A 19,734-nucleotide genomic window follows, 5' to 3' on the forward strand; every position below is an offset into this window, starting at 1 on the left:
CTTTCTTAATGAATTTTATTAAAGACTTGCTAAAGCCTACGTTAAAAGCCGTTAACGTAGGCTTTTAGTTTTTATTCCCTTAGTAACTTGCAGGTATGGAAAAAGTATTAGTAGTGGGTGCCAACGGTACCACAGGAAAAAAAATAGTTGATATTTTAGATGAATACAGAAATTATGAACCTGTAGCGATGATTCGTCATCAAGATCAAGCGGAGCAATTTAAAAAGAAAGATATTGAAACGGTTATGGGCGATTTGGAAAAAAATGTAAGCCATACCGTAACACGAATTCATAAAATTGTATTTGCAGCCGGTTCTGGCGGTGGAACTTCAAAAGAAAAAACCACAGCGGTTGATCAAGAAGGTGCCAAAAAATTAATTGACCTCGCCGAAATAGCCGGGATTAGAAAGTTTGTGATGTTAAGCTCTATGGGGGCCGATAATCCAGAGCAAAGTGAAGACTTGCAACATTACCTAAAAGCCAAGCAAAATGCAGATGAGCATTTACGTAAAAGTGGTATGGATTATTCCATAGTGCGTCCAGGAGCGTTGACTGATGATAAAGGCACAGGTAAAATAAAACTAGCCCAAAAATTAAATGAACGCGGTAGCATTACCCGTGATGATGTAGCCGAAACATTAGTAGCTGCTCTTCATGACGATATTGCAAGTAATAAAACCTTTGAAATTTTACAAGGCGAAACAGAAATTGACGATGCTGTAAAAACTATTTAGAAGCTAAATAATATATAAGAATATGTAAGCCTCACAAATTTTTAAATCTTGTGAGGTTTTACTCTTAAAGATATTGTTTTACCATTTTCAATACTTTCAAAATGATTGAAGAACACTGTAAATTCTTCATAAACAGCTTCAATTAAATAATGACTTCCTTTAAAGAAAGATTTTTTAACCTGTACTTTTAAGTCGGTTTCTTTTAAAGAAACGATTAATTGATGCGGTAGCAATATCCTTTTCTCTGAAGAGTTAACTTGCGAAAGAAGCACTGTAACATCACCAAAAAAACCAGCTTGATATTCAGTTTCTAAACTGTTATAAATAGTTTCTGGTTTCCCAAAACGTTCCATTACCCCTTCTTTCAGGAGTAACAACTCATCTGAAAAAGCGAGTGCTTCTTCAGCATCGTGCGTAGCGGTGATACAGCTTATATTCTCTTCTTTTAAATAACGAAACAAACTCCGACGTAATTTATTTTTCCGAAAAGTATCAATGCTGCTAAAAGGTTCGTCTAACAATAACAATTTTGGAGCTTTTGCAAGTGCTTTAGCCAAGGCAACCCGTTGTTTTTGACCGCCGCTGAGGTTCTTTACTTTTTGGTTGGCAAAAGCTTCTAAATCGACTACTTTCAACAAGGTGTTTACACGATCACTTTCTTCCTTAGGATTCAATCGTGGTAAATGCTCAGCGATATTTTCCCGAACGGTGGTAAAAGGCATCACGTTTAAATCTTGAGCGACTAATTTCATAAACGGTTCGCCAGGAATGAGCGTGTGATTGGGACCTTTTAATTGTTTATCTTCCCACGAAATGGTTCCGTTTTCTAGATGCAGCAAACCATAAATAAGATGAAGCAACGTTGATTTTCCACACCCACTTTCACCCAAAACAGCTAGATGATTTCCACGTTTCAGTTCAAAATTAATATTTTGAAGTATCGTTTTTGAATCGTATGAAAATGATTGTATGGATACGGACAGCATAAATTTATGTATTGAAAAAGGTTGTCAACCGAGTTTTAAACACATTGACAACCTTTTTATGATATTAACAAGAAGTTACTCTTTAATTTTTTCGTTTACTTTTTCAGGCAACACTTCATACCCCATATTGTATAAGGTAAACCCGAAAATATCAGCATATTGATCGATGGTTTTACTTACTGGAGTTCCAGCACCGTGACCCGCATCGGTTTCAATTCTAATTAAAACAGGGTTTGAACCGCTTTGGTGTTCTTGAAGTTCAGCTGCAAATTTAAAACTATGAGCTGGTACTACACGGTCGTCGTGATCGCCAGTAGTAATCATTGTTGCTGGATACTCCACACCGTCTTTTACATTGTGCAATGGCGAATAGCCTTTAAGGTATTCAAACATTTCTTTACTGTCTTCGGCTGTTCCATAGTCATATGCCCAACCAGCTCCAGCTGTAAATGTATGGTAGCGTAACATATCTAAAACGCCAACAGCAGGTAATGCTACTTTCATTAAATCGGGGCGTTGTGTCATGGTTGCTCCAACTAATAATCCTCCATTAGAACCTCCACGAATAGCCAAATAATCTTTTGTAGTGTATTTGTTCTCTATTAAATATTCAGCGGCAGCAATAAAATCGTCAAATACATTTTGCTTTTTCATTTTAGTTCCGGCTTTGTGCCATTCTTTACCGTATTCGCCACCACCACGTAGGTTGGGTACAGCATAAATACCGCCTTGTTCCATCCAAACGGCATTTGTAATACTGAAACTTGGGGTTAGGCTAATATTAAAACCTCCATAACCATATAAAATGGTTGGGTTTTTACCGTTCAGTTCAATACCTCTTTTGTGGGTAATAATCATTGGGATTTTTGTACCATCTTTTGAAGTATAAAATACTTGCTTGCTTTCGTAGTTTTCAGGATTGAAATCTATTTCAGGTTTGCGGTACAATTCCGAAGTTCCTTCTTCAATATCGAATTTGTAAATACTTCCTGGTGTTACATAATTTGTAAAACTGTAATACAATTCTTTTTCATTTTTTTTAGCTCCAAAACCTCCTGCACTCCCTACTCCTGGAAGTTCTATTTCGCGTATTTTGTTTCCTTCATAATCATATTGGGACACTTTTGAAACAGCATCGACCATGTATTTTGTAAAGAAATAACCACCTCCTTTGGAAGGACTCAACACGTTTTTGGTTTCAGGAATAAAATCCTTCCAATTTTCAGACGTTGGATTGGAAGCATCTACAGTTACTATTTTTTTGTTCGGTGCGTTGAGGTTGGTTACTAAGTATAATTTGCTGCCATCGTTGTCTAACAAATATGTATCACTATCTGTGTTATCCATAATAGTTACTAGCTTACTATCTGGTTTACTCAAGTCTTTTAAAAATAGTTTGTTCCCAGAGGTAGAAGTACTAGCACTAATGGTAAGGTACCGGTTGTCTTCCGAAACACTCCCGCCTACATAACGGTGTTTTTCGGCTTCTGTGCCGCCGAAAATTAATTCATCTTCTTTTTGAGAGGTTCCCAATTTGTGATAATACAACTTATGTTGGTCGGTTTTTGCAGAAAGCTCACTCCCTTTTGGTTTGTCGTAACTAGAGTAGTAGAAACCTTCGTTTCCTTTCCACGAAAGTCCGCTAAATTTTATATCAATTAGCGTGTCTTCAACAATTTCTCTGTCTTCAACATTCATAACTAGCACTTTTCGCCAGTCGCTTCCTCCTTCAGAAATACTATAGGCAGATGTTTTACCATCTTCAGAAAAACTAAGGTTTCCTAATGAAATTGTCCCGTCATCTGTAAAAGTATTCGGATCTAGAAAAACCTCAGCAGTACTTGGGTCTTCTCCTGTTTTATAGCGATAAACTACGTATTGGTTTTGTAAACCATCGTTTTTATAAAAATAGGTGTAGTCGCCTTCTTTAAAAGGAGCGCCTACTTTTTCGTAATTCCAAAGGGTTGATAAGCGTTCTTTTAGAGCATCACGATAAGGAATATTATCGAGGTAGCCATAAGTGGTTTTATTTTCACGTTGTACCCAGTCGGCAGTTTCATCGCTCATATCATCTTCCAGCCAGCGATACGGATCTTTTATTTCGGTTCCAAAATAGGTGTCTATAGTATCAACTTTTTTAGTTTCAGGATACGCCACAGCGATTGATTCTTTTTTAGGTTCTTCTTTACAAGCCACTACGGTAAGGCCAATTACAATAGGTATGATTAGTTTTTTCATATAAAATAATTTAATGGTCGGTAAATGTAGTAAAAACCGCTCTTGTAAACTGTTATAAGTTTGTTAGTAATTTCTTCAGAAAAAAACTAATACTGAAATAACGGACGGTACACTTTCCAGTACTTGTATATTAAGATGATATTAATAACAGTTACAACAATCGCACCTGCTATACCTGGAAGGTCTAAAAACAAATGAAATAATACAATATTTACACTAATAGGAGCTAATAAGAGTAAAGCGAACGGAACCCACTTTTTAATAAGTAAAAGGAAACCAATAAAAATCTCCAGAGCACCCACAATAGGCAAAACATAACCAGTTGCTTTTAAAGATTGCATAAAGTTCCCAGCAGTTTCCGGTAGTTCTGGGGCGGGCATAAAACCTATAAATTTATTAAGCCCGAAAACAAGTAAACCTAACGCAAGGATAATGCGTAGGATAGTAGTAAAAGTTGAATTCATAAGTATGGTAGTTTAGTGTTTCTTTACTAAAGATACTGAAAAATAAAAAACCCCGATATCAAGTTATTGATTTCGAGGTTAAAGACTTTTTTTTTAAAAAGATTATACTAATTTATTCTCCACTAAATATTCTGCAATTTGAACAGCATTTGTGGCGGCACCTTTTCGTAAATTATCACTTACAACCCACATGTTTAGTGTGTTTGGTTGTGTTTCGTCACGTCTAATTCTGCCTACAAAAACTTCATCTTTATTATGTGCATACACTGGCATTGGGTAAGTATTAGTATCTGGATTGTCCTGTACGGTAATTCCTGGGGTGTTGTGTAACTCTTTTCGGATGTCAGTTAAGTCAAAATCATTTTCAAACTCTACATTAACCGATTCACTGTGTCCTCCAGCCGTAGGAATCCGTACTGCAGTTGCCGTTATTGAAAATTTACGGTCATTCAATATTTTTTGAGGCTCACGCGCCAATTTCATTTCTTCTTTGGTGTATCCATTTGCTTCAAAAACATCGCAATGTGGTAATGCGTTTTTATGAATTGGATATGGATACGCCATTTCGCCTTTTACACCGGCCATTTCATTTTCCATTTGCTGGACCGCTTTTACACCGGTTCCTGAAACAGACTGATACGTTGAAATAACCACACGCTTCATGATGTATTTTTTATGAAGCGGTGCCAAAGCCATCACTAATTGAATGGTTGAACAGTTTGGGTTAGCAATGATTTTATCTTCTTTAGTTAATTCAGAAGCATTAATTTCAGGAACAATCAGTTTTTTATCGGGGTCCATTCTCCAAGCGGAGGAATTATCAACAACAGTGGTTCCTACTTCAGCAAATTTTGGTGCCCAATCTAATGATGTGCTTCCTCCAGCTGAAAAAATAGCTAGTTGAGGTTTGGCTTTGACAGCATCTTGTAGTGAGACGATTTTATACTTTTTATCCTTAAAAGTGATTTCTTTCCCTACAGATCGTTCCGAAGCTACAGGTAACAGATTGCTAATTGGAAAATTACGCTCTTCCAGTACTTTTAAAAGGACAGTGCCTACCATTCCTGTGGCACCAACAACAGCTATTGTCATAGTTTTCAATTTTGCTGTAAAAATACATAGTATGGATTGATTTTTTCTGAAATATAACTAAAAAAAGACCCTCCGAAACTTTTAGTAACGAAGGGTTTAATTAATATTAAATAATATGTAGTGTAGCGGTTTCCTAATTAAAATTAGGAGCTAAATCGTTTATTTATTCTGTCTTTTTAATTCATCTCTAATTTCTGCTAATAACTCTTCTTGAGTAGGACCTTTTGGTGCAGCAGGTGCTTCTTCTTTTGGTTTTTTGGTTTTGTTATAGGCCTTTACCATAATGAAAAGTACAAAACCAACAATAATCAAGTTAATAATGGCATTAATCCAATTACCATACATAACGGCGTTTTCTGGTTCAACTACTTCACCATCAGTTCCTATAACAGCTTCGTCAAGGATGATTTTAAGGTCGGCAAAGTCCATTCCGCCTGCAAAGTGACCTACAATAGGCATCATAATATCTGTAGTAAAACCTTTTACTACTAAACTAACAGCTCCAGCAAGTATGACGGCAACTGCTAGATCTATGACATTGCCCGTCATAATAAATTTTTTGAATTCTTTTAACATGTTGATTGGTTTTTAAGGTTAACAATGGCTAATTTATATAAAAACAAACGTATAACGTTTTTATTTTCGACAAATAACCCGTTTTACACGTTGTGACACGCCTGTAATAAGTTCATAAGGAATGGTATTAATTACTTGGGAAAGCTCATCTGCAGAAGGGTTTTCACCAAAAACAATTACCTCATCACCTTCCTCACAATCTATATCACTAACATCGACCATAATCATATCCATACAAACATTTCCAACTATAAAAGCTTTTTTACCATGCACAGTTACCCATCCTTTTCTGTTTCCAAAAATACGTTTTATCCCGTCGGCGTGACCTACAGGTAACGTGGCTGTTTTTGTAGTTTCAGAAGCTTTAAAAGCGCGATTGTACCCAACTGTTTCTCCTTTTTTTACCGTATGGATTTGTGAAATCACCGTTTTTAAAGTCGCAACAGGTTTTAGGTGCTTATTTTCTTCAGGATCGTTACCAAAACCATATAAGCCAATTCCAGTACGCACCATATCGTATTGTGCTTCGGGATAGTTTAAAACCCCAGATGTGTTTAACATATGGCGCAATGGCTTATAATCAATTTTTTTACTAATTTTTTCTGAAATGTCTTTAAATTGATCTAACTGCGATTCAGTAAACGCTGTTTCTGAAACATCTTCACTCGCCGCCAAATGACTAAACATAGACTGAATTTTCACACTTGAATTAGTAGTAATTTTTTCAGAAATAAACTCAATATCCTCTGCAATAAAACCTAATCTATTGAGTCCGGTATTAAACTTTAAATGAATAGGGTAATCTGTGAGCCCACTTTCTTCAGCAAAATCAATAAACTGCGTTAACATGGAACGGGAGTAAATTGCGGGTTCCATGCAAGAATCGGTAATTTTTTTAAACGTTGCTGGTAGGGGATGCAAGACTAAGATAGAAGTTTCAATACCTGCTTTACGAAGTGTAATTCCTTCATTAGGATAAGCAACTGCAAAATAGGAAACACCTAAAGTAACTAACTCTTTCGCTACCGCAACCGAATCGCTACCGTAGCCAAAAGCTTTCACAACACCCATAACGCAGGTGTTTTTATGTATTTTTGAAGTAAGGTATTGGTAGTTTTTCGCTAAAGCGTTTAAATCTATTTCTAAAACTGTTTCGGTTGCTTTTTGCATAAATTATGCTTGCTTTTTAGGCGGTATTTGCTGCGGATCTTTCACCTCCATTTTTTTCACCTTGTCGCGTAAAACGGCTTTGTAATAAGCAGCTCTGCTTAAAGGTTCATATTCTTCAGTTTCACCAAGAAGTACCAGATCGTCACTTTTAGATTTTCTAAAACTGTAATTGGCGAGGTTTCCTGTACGTGTGCAAACGGCATGTACTTTGGTTACATATTCGGCAGTAGCCATTAAATTAGGCATCGGGCCAAAGGGATTGCCTTTAAAATCCATATCGAGTCCGGCGACGATTACGCGAATACCTCGATTTGCCAAGTCGTTACAAACTTGTACAATTTCGTCATCAAAAAACTGGGCTTCATCAATACCAATCACATCACAATTATCGGCGAGCATCGGGATATTTGCAGCTGCGGGAACCGGAGTTGACCGAATTTCGTTACTATCGTGAGAGATTACTTTTTCTTCATCGTACCGAATGTCGATAGTTGGTTTAAAAATCTCTACGCGTTGCCGAGCAAATTTGGCACGCTTCAGCCTGCGGATAAGTTCTTCCGTTTTTCCCGAAAACATAGAGCCACAAATCACCTCGATCCAGCCAAATTGTTCTTTTTGATTAACGGTATTTTCAAGAAACATACTTCAATTTTAGAATAAAACGCAAATCCTTGACGTTTTCATATAGGATGCGTAAATTTAACAAAACAAAATACAGTAAAAACACATCATTTTAAAAAGTTATGAAGAAGAAGCTGAGGGAGCAGATACAAGCATTGATTGAAAAACTTTCAGAAGAAGAAAAACAGTTTAACACCACTTCTGTAAAAAAAATCGTTGGACAATTATATGAAAATTTGGCCATTTTAGAATATATGGAAAGTCAGATTGATAACAACCAAAAAGAAGAATCATTCGACTCTAAAAGTTTTCGGGAAGAAAATTGGTTTAAAGAGCCTGAACCAGTTCCGCAGCCCCAGCACGAAGAAGATTTGGTAGAGCCTTTAATGGAAAAAATAAAGGACATTGTTGCGCAAATGCCACAGGAAGCAAATCGCGTTGATAAATTGCTTGAAGATATTCTACCAAAGAAAAACCTTCAAAAAGATGATAAAAACGAGTTGGAAGATTTTGCGGCTCAATATCAGCAAATGCCAACTTTTGAGCGTAAACCGAGTGATGAAAAAAAACAAGACAATACGGAAGAACCTCAAAAACCTACCAATACCGTAAAAGTTGCTGAACTTGCCAATACAAAAGAAGCAAGGCAGCGATCTTTAAACGAATCGGTAAACAAGGGTCTTCAAATAGGATTGAACGATCGTTTGGCATTTATTAAACACTTATTTAATGATGATGCAAACGATTACACCCGAGTATTATCGCAAATTAATACGATGAAATCCTATGATGAAGCTGAAGCATTTATTAAAGGAAAAATAAAGCCCGATTATAACTACTGGCTTAATAAAGAAGAATATGCCGAACGGTTTATGACTGTAGTAGAGAAAAATTTTAATTAAGCTTCTTTTCAAATTTTTATGGGAAAACTCTATCTCGTTCCAACGCCAATAGGGAATCTAAAAGATATTACCTTTCGCGCTATTGAAGTATTAAAAGAAGCCGATCTTATTTTAGCTGAAGATACTCGCACCAGCGGAAAGCTTCTGAAACATTACGAAATTGATACACATATGCACTCGCACCACATGCATAATGAGCATAAAACGGTGGAAGGCATTGTAAATAGAATTAAAAACGGTGAAACCATTGCTTTAATTAGCGACGCCGGAACACCCGCTATAAGCGATCCTGGTTTTTTATTAACCCGTGCGTGTGTAGAAGCGGACCTTAAAGTAGATTGCCTTCCTGGTGCTACAGCTTTTGTTCCTGCGCTAGTAAACAGTGGATTACCAAATGATAAATTTGTATTTGAAGGCTTTCTACCCGTAAAAAAAGGACGCCAAACTCGATTAATCCTTTTAGCTGAAGAAACCCGAACAATGATTTTCTATGAATCACCACACAAACTAGTTAAAACCTTAACTCACTTTACCGAATACTTTGGCATAGAAAGAAAAGTTTCGGTATCCCGTGAAATAACAAAATTGCACGAAGAAACCATTCGCGGTACTGCAGACGAAGTACTACAACATTTTACCAATAAACCACCCAAAGGGGAGTTGGTTGTTGTTGTGGAAGGGAAGAAATAAGTATTATTAAACGTGTTTCCCTTTTTCCCAACCATGCTTGCCTAAATACTGCTCACCACTTTCTACAGCACCTTCTTCAATGGAGGTTCCCATAGAATCGTTCCAACGGTTTAGGTAGCCAAATAAGGAAATAACACCTAGCATTTCCACAATTTCACCATCATTCCAATGTTCGTGTAAGCGTTTTTCAATATCTGCGGTTACTGCATTCGGAACTTGCGAAGCGGCTAACGAAAAATCTAAGGCCGCACGTTCAGCTTCCGAAAAAGCGGGATGCGTTCGGTATTCCCAAATGTTATCCAATTGTTCTTGTTCGGCGCCGTAGCGTTCTGCCGCCCGAACGGCGTGAGCTTGGCAATAACGGCATCCGGTTGCATTGCTGCTTACCCAAGCAATCATTCGTTTTAAGGCTGAGGTTACTTGGCCTTCATTAGCCATAACCGCTTTGTTCAGGTTGATAAATGCTTTGCTAATAGCTGGTCTACGTTGCATAGTCAACACGCTGTTGGGGCAAAAACCGAGAGTTTCATTAAAAAATTCAGCTAATTCTTGGGTTTCTTGATCGTGATCTGAAGATAAAGGTGTTACTAATGGCATGTATCGGCTTTTAAATATTAGGATATGAAATTACGAAATTGAATTGATACCATGCAAACAGAGCTTTTTTAAAATGAAATCTATTTTAAAAAAGCTCTGTTTTGTGCTTAACTTACCGTGTTACCTACAAAAAATCACACGATCACTGATGTTGTGGTGTTGATTTTCACCATCGGTCAGATTTAGTTCAGCATGAAATTTAATTTCATAAGCACAATTTTTCAAATCGGTTATTTCTCCGGTATAGTTAGAAGTACCGTAAGCTTCTTCTCCAGGTGACGGAAAATCGATTGCTTCAAAACTGTTAACAGCATTGGGTCCGGTCATTGTCAACCAGACATTGCCCAAGTTAGGGTTGGTTGCTGTATAATTTACCGAAATGGAATTTGCAATATTGCTACAGCCTCCTCCATCGATCAACTCTTGAAGATCCAACGAAGCAATACCTCGTTCATTATCGCTATCACCCGGCAACCAAGAACCACCTTGAGGCACATTGAGATACTCAGTATTAAAAATGGCAAGTGGTCGTGAAAAGCCTGCTGCTATTCCATTACCGTTGCTCCCTACTTCCCTTTTACGCATTCGCAAGACGATGTAGGTGTTTTTCTCCAACAAAGAAGGGTTTGCCACCGAGCTTTCCCCTTGAGTTAAACCGGACATGTTCACTGATTTACTTACTAAATTTGAAGAAACTAACTTGATGAGCGACCCGTTAAAAAAGAGATCAAACCCACCACCGCTATATTGCGGTACTTGAATCCAATTACCATTGAAAGGCACATCGATTTCTGCCCCAGTTGCTTTTATAGCGTAATAATCAGCCTCAACAACAGGAAATAATTGTGTAATCCTCGAAGCGATGACAGTATTGGCAATCTCGTCTTTGGTAACATCAGTCCAACTCGAAATGGTTGAAACATCGGTGTCAGGACTAGAAACTATTGCGTATTGAAATTTGTATTCCACCGGGTTGCCGTTGAGTTCTTCAGAAAGTGACCCACGGAGATCTAGCGTGCTATAAAAAGCTTGTTCGTTCCAACTTGTAGTGGCTTTTCCGGTGGTTCTACCCGTAGCTGGATCGATATTGAGTACAGGGTGATACTTGCGTGCGTACCCAATTTGGTAAAATGCCGCAGGTGGGTCTTGGGTCACTTGAGGCGCATCGTCTAAACAAAGCGTCACACATAGGCAGTGTCCCACGTTTTTACGGCTTGGCTTTTGTGCTTCGGAAACAGGTTCAGAATCAATAAGCTCTCCACCCAAAGAAAATGTAAAGTAAACATCTGGCCCATTGTCAAAACTAAATGGTGGCGTGGTTTCTACATTTATCCAAGGTGACAAAAATGTTTTCTTAAAATCAATCGATCGGTAGTAAATACAAAACTGACCGTTGGCGTCGGTCACCGCACTTCCCAAACGGTCGTCGGTTATGATATCGTCGTCCATCGCGGTAACTTCAATACCATTTAATGGAGCTTGCGATTTACAATTGAGCAACGTACCGCATATAACCCAGATATCCAATCGTTGCAAAATATAGCACCAAATACGCTTTAGTAGGGTATAGTTCCAAACTGCAACAAGACCATTTTCGGTTTCGCGCCACTTAGGCTGTATGATGTCTATACGTATTTCAAAAGGTTTAAAGCCCTTTGGGGGTTCTGTGTTTTTTTGTCCATAATCAGGAACGGAATCATAGTATAAAACTATTTCGATAGCACCCCCATTGTAGTCTGTTTTTTTTCCATCGATTTCAAGTTTATACTCTCCTTTGGCATTGGTTTTGGTTTCTGCCAAGAGCTGTTTTTTTCGGACTTTAATTTGTTTTTCTTCAAAAACCTGCGCCACTTCTTTGCTCTGTGCTGCGGTGTAAGCTGTTGCAGCATTTACATCTTGTTCAATACTGTATGCCCGCACTTTAGTGTTGGCAATTACACGTTTGTTTTCATCACAGATTGCAGCGTGCAATCTTCCATTTACATTGTACTTCATCTTTTTTCCTTTTAAATTTATATTAGGCTTGAATGTGAAGTACTAAAGTATTGGTTTAGGGTATCTTTAAACAGAAGTAAACAACTGATAATGAATAGGTGAAATCCTATTTTTGATTGAGTGAAATATGGATATTTTATGGGGTATTTATTTTGAAATATCCACCTTATAGAATTTTTTTAAATTAACTATTTTACTAATAATTGGAAGGTACTGCTTAAATTATTCAGGAAATATACTCCTTTTGAAAAAGAAGAAAGGTCTAATTCATTTTCAATACCTTCAAAGGTGCCAGTAAGTAATATTCTTCCATTAATATCGCTCACCGTATAAGGACTGTAAATAGGTTCTTGGCTTTTTAAATTGAATATGCCATTCGACGGATTGGGAACAATTGCAATCGAGGTTGTATTTTTGTTAGTAATACTTAATGGATTGTTATTATATTGAAATAACAGGATATCTTGAAAAGCATGTAAACCCATGTTATTTGCAGCAATCAATAGTTTCCCTGAGTTGGTAATCATACTTTTGAAACTTCTTTCTATTATTTCGGGAGCTGGTTCAAACTGAAAGGTAGTGTCTAAATCTCCATTGTTGAAAAACCGCCTAAAAACGATGTTCGTGCCGCCTTCATAATCTACAGGGCCGCTATTGGTAATAAAGCGTTGGTTTTGCTGTATTAATTCCACCGTTTTGCCATTTAAAACACCATTAGTGCTAAAATTGGTATCCAGATCACCTTGTGCGGTTAGTTTCAATGTTTTCCTTAAAAAATCTAAAGTATCTGGATTCCAGCCGCTACAACTTACCAGTATACTCTCATCATTAAAAGAAAAGATTTTACACCCAATGAAATCTTCTATTGGGAGTTCGGCTCTACCGTTTGTACCAAAATTTAGGTCTAGGCTACCATCTGGCATAAACCGTGCAATATACTTTAGTGTATTTCCATTCTCTGTTGAATTGTAATAAATCAGTAATTTGCCATTCTCTAAATATTTTAAGGATATATTACTATTTGCTCCCGAAACAAATACTATTGATCCATTAGTGCCAAAAGAAGTGTCCAGAGCTCCATCAGGTAAATACCGCATTAAAGATATCGAGCCATTTTGCGTTGTAGTGGTTAAAATACGGTCATTTACATCTATCATTAAATAAGTGCCGCTACCATTGGTCATGTATCCATTGTCTGCAAAAGTGGTATCCAATGTTCCGTTAGGAAGCAATCGCGCGACTTTATCAAATCCATTAAAATTACCATATACCAGTAGTTTCCCATTGCTTTGGAAGTCTATGTTTTCAAATTCATTATCTGATTGCTCCCTTAAAAATCCATTATCTGCAAATGAGGTGTCTATAGTTCCGTCTTCGAGATACATAACGATGAAACTTTCAATTTCAGTTTCCCCTAAACTTTCTCCAGCAACAGCTATTTTTCCGGAAGGCGATTGTGCTACAGCATAAAAAACTTCTATTTGTTGATCAATATCTGTATAAACCACTCCATTGTCACCAAATGAGGTATCATACGTTCCGTCTTGGGCTACAACAAAGCCGATACTTAAAATAAAGGCGATACATAAAAGGCTAGTTTTCTTCATGAATTTAAATTTAATTAAGTAGTTAGCTTTTAGATACTTAAAAATACAATTTTAATTTCACTTTTTACTTTGCTTCACTAATAATAACTTTACCTTTACCATTCTCCCCTATTTAGAATAGAACTTTTATGCGCTGGACATTACAACCAAAACCTTCTGAAAAAATTGTCAATCATCTTTCAAAAGAATTAGGTGTCGATACTATAATTGCCACTTTATTGGTTCAAAGAGGAATTAAAACTTTTGATGAAGCAAAGCATTTTTTTCGTCCGCAATTAAGTGATCTTCACGATCCGTTCTTGATGAAAGATATGGATAAAGCAGTAGCAAGAATTGAAAAAGCTATCGCCAATGAAGAAAATATTTTAGTCTACGGTGATTACGATGTGGATGGAACCACTAGCGTTGCATTGCTGTCTTCCTATTTAAAAAGCTACTATCCCAATGTAGCGACATATATTCCAGACCGCTATGACGAAGGCTACGGTGTTTCGTATAAAGGAATCGATTTTGCTGAAGACAACGGCTTTTCATTAATAGTTGCATTAGACTGTGGCATAAAAGCGATTGATAAAGTAGCATACGCTTCCGAAAAAAATATTGATTTTGTTATTTGTGACCACCACCGCCCAGGATCCGAATTGCCAAAAGCGGTTGCCGTGCTCGACCCCAAACGGGAGGATTGCGAATATCCATATAAAGAGTTATGTGGTTGTGGTGTGGGGTTTAAATTAATTCAAGCGCTTTCAGAAAAAAGAGGTTTGAAAATAGACGATTTATTACTGTATTTAGATTTGGTGGCTACTGCTATTGGTGCAGATATTGTTCCCATTACTGGGGAAAACAGGGTGTTGGCCTATTATGGTTTAAAAGTTATTAATAATAATCCTAGAGTTGGTTTTAAAGCCATTTTAGAGCAAGTAAAAAAGAAGACCCTCACAATCACCGATGTTGTTTTTATTCTAGGTCCTAGAATCAATGCTGCCGGACGCATGAAACATGGGAACCACGCTGTGCAATTATTAACCGAAATAGATGTTAACCGTGCGATTGAATATGCTTCGGAAATTGAACAATTCAATACCGATAGGAGAGAAGCCGATAAAACCATTACCGAAGAGGCCTTACTTCAAATTGTTGAAAATAAGGAAGAAAACCGCATTACTACCGTGGTCTATCAAGAAGATTGGCATAAGGGAGTGATTGGCATTGTAGCTTCACGTTTAACTGAAACGTATTATCGCCCAACATTGGTTTTTACAAAAAGTGGAGAAAAGTTGGCTGCTTCAGCGCGATCAGTCCAAGGATTTGATGTTTACAATGCACTGGAAAGATGTTCCCAATATATTGAGCAATTTGGAGGGCATAAATATGCAGCGGGCTTAACGTTACACGAAAAAGATTTTGAAAGTTTTAAGGGGGAGTTTGAAAAAGTGGTTTCAGAAACCATCGACCCCAAACTATTGCAACCTGAATTAAAAATTGCTTCTGAAATCAATTTAACTGAAATAACCCCAAAATTTTATCGTCTTTTAAAGCAGTTTGCACCCTTTGGTCCCGGAAATATGACTCCTGTGTTTATGACGCAAGGCTTAAAAGACACCGGTTGGGGAAAATGTGTAGGCGAAGATAAAACACATTTGCGTATTACCATAAAACAAGGCAACTCTCCTCAGTTTGTGGGGATAGGTTTCGGTATGGCAGAGAAGCAAGACATTGCTTGCGGTGATAATTCCTTTAAAGCAGCCTACGTAATCGATGAAAACGAATGGCAAGGCAATGTAAGTTTGCAACTGCGGTTAAAAGATATAAAAGAATAGTTTGAATATAAAATACCATCATTTTAGTAAATTAAAAAGCATACTATTATGTGTCGTATTTCTTTTATTTTCCACATCCTTATTATCACAAGAAATTTCAGGAAGAGTCTATGATGATACCTCGGTATTACCTGGTGTCACTGTTTTTAACAGCAACAAAAAAACTGCTGTTGTTACCAATGAAGACGGTGCGTTTACAATTAAAGCAGCTATTGGTGATACGCTTACATTTCAGTCATCTTTTCATATAAGCCAAGATAAAATCATCACATTAGCCGAATATAGAACGCTTTTAATTGTTGAACTAAAGCAAAAAATAAACACTTTAGATGAGGTGCTGTTAAGCGGAAAAGAAAAAGAATTTGATGTAGAAAAGTACAATGCGGATTTAAGCAAACAAATAGAAAATGATATTGAAAACAATCCTTTTGATTATGGAAAGGCTCCAGCTGGAGGTGGGGTAAATTTATTGGCTCTTGCAAAGTTGGTTATTTCAATTTTTAAAAAGAAACCTGAAAAAGAAATTATATACGCAACTCAAACAGACTTAATACACCTCTTTAAAGATGATGTTTTTTTTACAGAAACCTTACTTGAAAACACCTTGAAAATCCCCAAGCAATATAAAAATCTCTTTTTAGAATATTGCACTGCAAAACAAATTGAAGAAGCTCTATTAAAAGAAGAAAATAAATTTCAATTGCTCGATATATTGGTTGTTAGTAGTAACGAGTTCAGAGATATTGTTGCGAAATATGAAGCGGATAAATAATTTATTTAAATTCCTTCAACTCAAATTTCTTACCGTCAAAAACTCCGTAGGTATAATGGTTAATCCAATCGCCGAGATTAAAGTAGGTTGAATTTTCACCTACTTTTATCTCCATAGGCAAGTGGCGGTGGCCAAATACAAAATAATCGTAATGCTTGTTTTCTAGCTTTCGTTTAGCGTACTGCGCGAGCCATTCGTTTTCCTCACCTAAAAACTGTTTATCTTCATCACCGGAGATTAATTTATTTTTTACAGATAGGTGTTGTGCCACACGAACCCCAATATCTGGGTGCATCCAGCGAAACAACCAATTAAAAAATGGATTAGTAAAGATTTTTTTCATGCGTTTATAACCCTTATCGCCAGGACCTTTACCATCGCCATGGCCAACAAAAAAATGCGTATTGTTAAAAATAAATTCTTTAGGTTCGTGATAGACTGGGATGTTAAGCTCCTTTTCAAAATAATCATCCATCCATAAATCGTGATTACCTACAAAAAAGTGAATAGGAATACCACTGTCACGTATTTCAGCAAGTTTTCCCAAAACACGTACAAATCCTTTAGGAACAACGGTTTTATATTCAAACCAAAAATCGAATAAATCACCTAATAAAAAAATGGCGGCTGCATCTTCTTTTACTTCATCTAACCAGGCTATAAATTTCTGTTCACGAGGTTTGCTGGTTTCAGTCGTTGGCGCGCCCAAGTGGTTGTCGCTCGAAAAATAGATTTTTTTGCCTTCCGGTAGTTGCATAGGGTAAAGATAGAAAAAAGACTGTAGCGGTAACTTGGGTGCTTGTAAAATTAATTGTCAGCAGCATACCACTCAGCGTAACTGGTAGCAGTTTCTTGTAGTTTTAATGAATGAAGTTGAATGTTATTGGGCAATCTTTTTTTAATTTTTTCTGCAAAATCAATCACCATCATTTCGCTGGTAGGCTGATAATCTACCAATAGAACATTGTGGTCTCTATCCTGTAATTCTTTTGCTAGTTCTACGTGTGGGGTGTTTTTATTAAACACGGTGGCGTGATCAAAAACATCGACAATATCTTCTTTTACAATCTTTTTAAGATCGCCAAAATCGATCACCATTCCGTATTTTACATGGTTGTTATCGTCAATAGGCGTTCCAATAACCGTAACGGAAAGCTTGTAACTGTGCCCGTGCACATTGCGGCATTTACCATCGTAACCATATAGTGCGTGGCCGGTTTCAAAAGAAAATTGTTTCGTAATTCGAATCTTGCTCATGTATCTATTTTATGATACAAAGATAGAAGTTTTAAGGACACTATTTTTTTCTGAAAAACATATCTTTTTCCGAAGTATATTTGTTCATCTTTATACTTTAATAAAATGGAAACAGAGGAACTGTTCGAACAATTGGATTTTACAGTTAATCCTGTTTTTGAAACCCTTATTGAAGACATACAAAACAAGCAGTTTTCAATAATTGATAATTTTTTTTCTTCGGAAGAAGTTTCGCAACTTCGTAATTCATTATTGGAAAAATACGAAGCTGACCGTTTTAAAAAATCGGCGATAGGAAACCGAGTGAATGAAGAAATCCATACGGAAATACGAGGTGATTTTATTTTGTGGATGGACCAACAAAAAGCCACTCCAAGCGAACAGATTTTTTTCAATAAGATTAACGCTTTGGTTGACTATCTAAATAGAACTTGCTTTATGGGGATTTTACATAAAGAATTTCATTATGCGGTGTACCCAACCGGAACTTTTTACGCAAAACATTTAGATACGTTCCAAAATGACGATAGGCGAAAACTCTCGGTGGTTTGTTATTTAAACGAAGCTAATTGGCCTAAAGAAAATGGCGGCGAATTGAGCCTCTACTTGGCCAACAATGAGGTTTTAGATGTGTTGCCACTTCCTGGACGCGTCGTTATTTTTGAAAGCCAAGAACTGGAACACGAAGTGAAAGTAGTAAAAGCTGCTGAGCGTTACAGTATTACAGGCTGGTTAAAAAGTCGCTAATTATCGGTTTTTGTATTTGTTATAAACTACAACAACAATCACTAAAATAGCTAAGATTAAAAATAATCCAGGACCGCCTATAAATTCTAAAATTTCCATTTTTTTGTTTTAGTAAAGATTACGATTATACTTCTTTATTCAAATATTTTCTTCGGAATTTTATCACCAATCCTCCAGCACGTATCAACATCCACACAAAAAAGGCAATCCAAATAGCGTGTAGTTTTAGTCCAAAGTAATCTAAAATAAGCAAAGCAGGGGTAAAGCCCAAGAAGGTAGCAACCAACAATAAATTACGTAAGTATTTTGCTTCGCCCAGGCCTTTAAAAATTCCGTCGAACATAAACGCGATGGCATTTATAGGTTGCATTAATAAAACAATCCAAAACACCGAACTGAACAATACCAAAACGGTGGCTTCTTTATTAAAAAGCAGTCCAATTTCATCGTATGCTAAGGCACAACCTGCCATCAAGATAAGCGCTATTAAAATGGCGTACTTGCTTATTTTCTTGCTTAACACCCATAGCGATTTATAATCTTTTGCTCCTAATAAGCGTCCGCCAATAGCATTTCCAGCATTCGCATAGCCATCGATAAAGAAACTGAAAAACAACCAAATATTCATTAAAATACTCTGGGCGGCGATGTAATTTTTACCGTAATCGGTTGCGTAAGCGTTTGCTAGATAAATAGCAAAATTTAGCGCTGCGGTCCGTACAAAAAGATTGGCAGCCATTAAAAGCAAGGGCTTCAATTGTGGATTTATATTGAAACTCAATTTTAGATGAAACGGTGTTTTTTTCCAGAAAAACCATAAGGCCATCAAAAGCATCACACTTTGGGCTGCTAAACTAGCGTAGGCAGCACCTTTTAAATGAAGCGGTGGAATAATGCCTTCTACACCATAAACTAAAAGATAATCTAAAACCACATTTACCAATGCTCCGGTAAGGCTACATTTCATCGCCCAATAGGTGTTTTGTAGCCCTCGGAAAATTCCGAAGATGGCAAAAGTGATTAGTGTCAACGGATAACCGATGGCACGAATACGGTAGTAATCGGCAGCATAACTTAAAATAAGTCCTTCGGCATTGTATAAACTGAAAATAGCTTCAGCAAAAAAAGCGGTAATGCCATAAATAAATAGACTCAATATGAAATTAAAGCCGATTGCCTGGGGAATCAAGGTTTTAACAGCGTGCAACCTGTTAGCCCCTAAATGTTGTGATACAGTGGCTGAAATAGCCGTTTTGGTTTGTGCCACAATCCAAATAATGGCCGAAAGAAATGAACCCACCAAACCTGCAGCCGCCAACGCTTCGATTGAATGTTCTTTCACATTACCAATTATGGCAATATCGGTCAATGAAATCAAAGGCTCGGCAATACCGGCAATAATAGCTGGAATTGCAATTTTATTGATGCTCTTAAAACTGACTGTCGTATTCAAAGCGAGTTGATTA

General features: G+C 36.9%; 19 protein-coding genes. 6 read left to right on the top strand and 13 right to left on the bottom strand.

Annotated features, from left to right (window positions below):
- Nucleotides 1–95 precede the first annotated feature (95 nt).
- Nucleotides 96–734, top strand: coding sequence for an SDR family oxidoreductase (locus AACZ92_RS04675; protein WP_339697633.1), 639 nt, complete (start codon nt 96–98; stop codon nt 732–734).
- A gap of 41 nt (nt 735–775) precedes the next feature.
- Here the strand turns inward: AACZ92_RS04675 and AACZ92_RS04680 are convergent, their stop codons facing one another.
- The 7 genes from AACZ92_RS04680 to AACZ92_RS04710 form a co-directional block, all read right to left on the bottom strand.
- Nucleotides 776–1,720: an ABC transporter ATP-binding protein gene (locus AACZ92_RS04680; RefSeq protein ID WP_339697634.1), complete on the bottom strand. Its 945-nt coding sequence runs from the start codon at nt 1,718–1,720 to the stop codon at nt 776–778.
- 75 nt (nt 1,721–1,795) lie between these two features.
- Entirely contained in the window at nt 1,796–3,958 is a 2,163-nt protein-coding gene (locus AACZ92_RS04685; RefSeq protein ID WP_339697635.1) for a prolyl oligopeptidase family serine peptidase, read from the bottom strand.
- Between the two features lie 86 nt (nt 3,959–4,044).
- The gene (locus AACZ92_RS04690) at nt 4,045–4,422 is read right to left on the bottom strand and encodes a DoxX family membrane protein (protein WP_339697636.1); all 378 of its coding nucleotides are present in this window, start codon (nt 4,420–4,422) and stop codon (nt 4,045–4,047) included.
- Nucleotides 4,423–4,524: 102 nt separating this feature from the next.
- Nucleotides 4,525–5,514, bottom strand: a complete 990-nt coding sequence (locus AACZ92_RS04695) for an aspartate-semialdehyde dehydrogenase (RefSeq protein WP_339697638.1) — start codon at nt 5,512–5,514, stop codon at nt 4,525–4,527.
- Between the two features lie 159 nt (nt 5,515–5,673).
- Complete coding sequence (gene mscL / locus AACZ92_RS04700; protein WP_339697640.1) at nt 5,674–6,090, bottom strand: large conductance mechanosensitive channel protein MscL; 417 nt, start codon at nt 6,088–6,090, stop codon at nt 5,674–5,676.
- A 60-nt stretch (nt 6,091–6,150) separates the two neighbouring features.
- Entirely contained in the window at nt 6,151–7,260 is a 1,110-nt protein-coding gene (alr, locus tag AACZ92_RS04705; protein WP_339697642.1) for an alanine racemase, read from the bottom strand.
- 3 nt (nt 7,261–7,263) lie between these two features.
- Entirely contained in the window at nt 7,264–7,902 is a 639-nt protein-coding gene (locus AACZ92_RS04710) for a thymidine kinase (RefSeq protein ID WP_339697644.1), read from the bottom strand.
- Nucleotides 7,903–8,003: 101 nt separating this feature from the next.
- Between AACZ92_RS04710 and AACZ92_RS04715 the strand changes: the two genes are divergently transcribed.
- Both AACZ92_RS04715 and rsmI read left to right on the top strand, forming a co-directional pair.
- The gene (locus AACZ92_RS04715; protein ID WP_339697646.1) at nt 8,004–8,783 is read left to right on the top strand and encodes a hypothetical protein; all 780 of its coding nucleotides are present in this window, start codon (nt 8,004–8,006) and stop codon (nt 8,781–8,783) included.
- Nucleotides 8,784–8,801: 18 nt separating this feature from the next.
- Complete coding sequence (gene rsmI / locus AACZ92_RS04720) at nt 8,802–9,473, top strand: 16S rRNA (cytidine(1402)-2'-O)-methyltransferase (RefSeq protein WP_339697648.1); 672 nt, start codon at nt 8,802–8,804, stop codon at nt 9,471–9,473.
- A gap of 6 nt (nt 9,474–9,479) precedes the next feature.
- On the opposite strand, the gene AACZ92_RS04725 is transcribed toward rsmI, so the two are convergent.
- From AACZ92_RS04725 to AACZ92_RS04735, 3 genes are all read right to left on the bottom strand, one after another.
- A complete protein-coding gene (locus AACZ92_RS04725; RefSeq protein WP_339697650.1) occupies nt 9,480–10,070 on the bottom strand; it encodes a carboxymuconolactone decarboxylase family protein in 591 nt (196 codons plus the stop codon).
- A 120-nt stretch (nt 10,071–10,190) separates the two neighbouring features.
- A complete protein-coding gene (locus AACZ92_RS04730; protein WP_339697652.1) occupies nt 10,191–12,065 on the bottom strand; it encodes a hypothetical protein in 1,875 nt (624 codons plus the stop codon).
- Nucleotides 12,066–12,253: 188 nt separating this feature from the next.
- Nucleotides 12,254–13,672, bottom strand: coding sequence for a T9SS type A sorting domain-containing protein (locus tag AACZ92_RS04735; protein WP_339697654.1), 1,419 nt, complete (start codon nt 13,670–13,672; stop codon nt 12,254–12,256).
- A gap of 128 nt (nt 13,673–13,800) precedes the next feature.
- Here AACZ92_RS04735 and recJ point away from each other — a divergent pair, with 128 nt between their 5' ends.
- Entirely contained in the window at nt 13,801–15,492 is a 1,692-nt protein-coding gene (gene recJ, locus AACZ92_RS04740) for a single-stranded-DNA-specific exonuclease RecJ (protein WP_339697656.1), read from the top strand.
- A gap of 1 nt (nt 15,493) precedes the next feature.
- On the top strand, nt 15,494–16,264 hold the full coding sequence (locus AACZ92_RS04745) for a carboxypeptidase-like regulatory domain-containing protein (RefSeq protein WP_339697658.1): 771 nt from the start codon (nt 15,494–15,496) through the stop codon (nt 16,262–16,264).
- A 1-nt stretch (nt 16,265) separates the two neighbouring features.
- Here the strand turns inward: AACZ92_RS04745 and AACZ92_RS04750 are convergent, their stop codons facing one another.
- Both AACZ92_RS04750 and AACZ92_RS04755 read right to left on the bottom strand, forming a co-directional pair.
- A complete protein-coding gene (locus AACZ92_RS04750) occupies nt 16,266–17,021 on the bottom strand; it encodes a UDP-2,3-diacylglucosamine diphosphatase (protein ID WP_339697660.1) in 756 nt (251 codons plus the stop codon).
- A gap of 50 nt (nt 17,022–17,071) precedes the next feature.
- Nucleotides 17,072–17,521 (bottom strand): 6-carboxytetrahydropterin synthase, encoded by a 450-nt coding sequence (locus AACZ92_RS04755; protein ID WP_339697662.1) that lies wholly within the window; start codon nt 17,519–17,521, stop codon nt 17,072–17,074.
- Between the two features lie 105 nt (nt 17,522–17,626).
- Between AACZ92_RS04755 and AACZ92_RS04760 the strand changes: the two genes are divergently transcribed.
- Entirely contained in the window at nt 17,627–18,268 is a 642-nt protein-coding gene (locus tag AACZ92_RS04760) for a 2OG-Fe(II) oxygenase (protein ID WP_339697664.1), read from the top strand.
- Between the two features lie 124 nt (nt 18,269–18,392).
- On the opposite strand, the gene AACZ92_RS04765 is transcribed toward AACZ92_RS04760, so the two are convergent.
- Nucleotides 18,393–19,721, bottom strand: coding sequence for an MATE family efflux transporter (locus AACZ92_RS04765; RefSeq protein ID WP_339697666.1), 1,329 nt, complete (start codon nt 19,719–19,721; stop codon nt 18,393–18,395).
- Nucleotides 19,722–19,734 lie beyond the last annotated feature (13 nt).

Origin of the sequence: uncultured Marixanthomonas sp., assembly GCF_963974425.1 — a bacterium.
Taxonomy (GTDB): domain Bacteria; phylum Bacteroidota; class Bacteroidia; order Flavobacteriales; family Flavobacteriaceae; genus Marixanthomonas.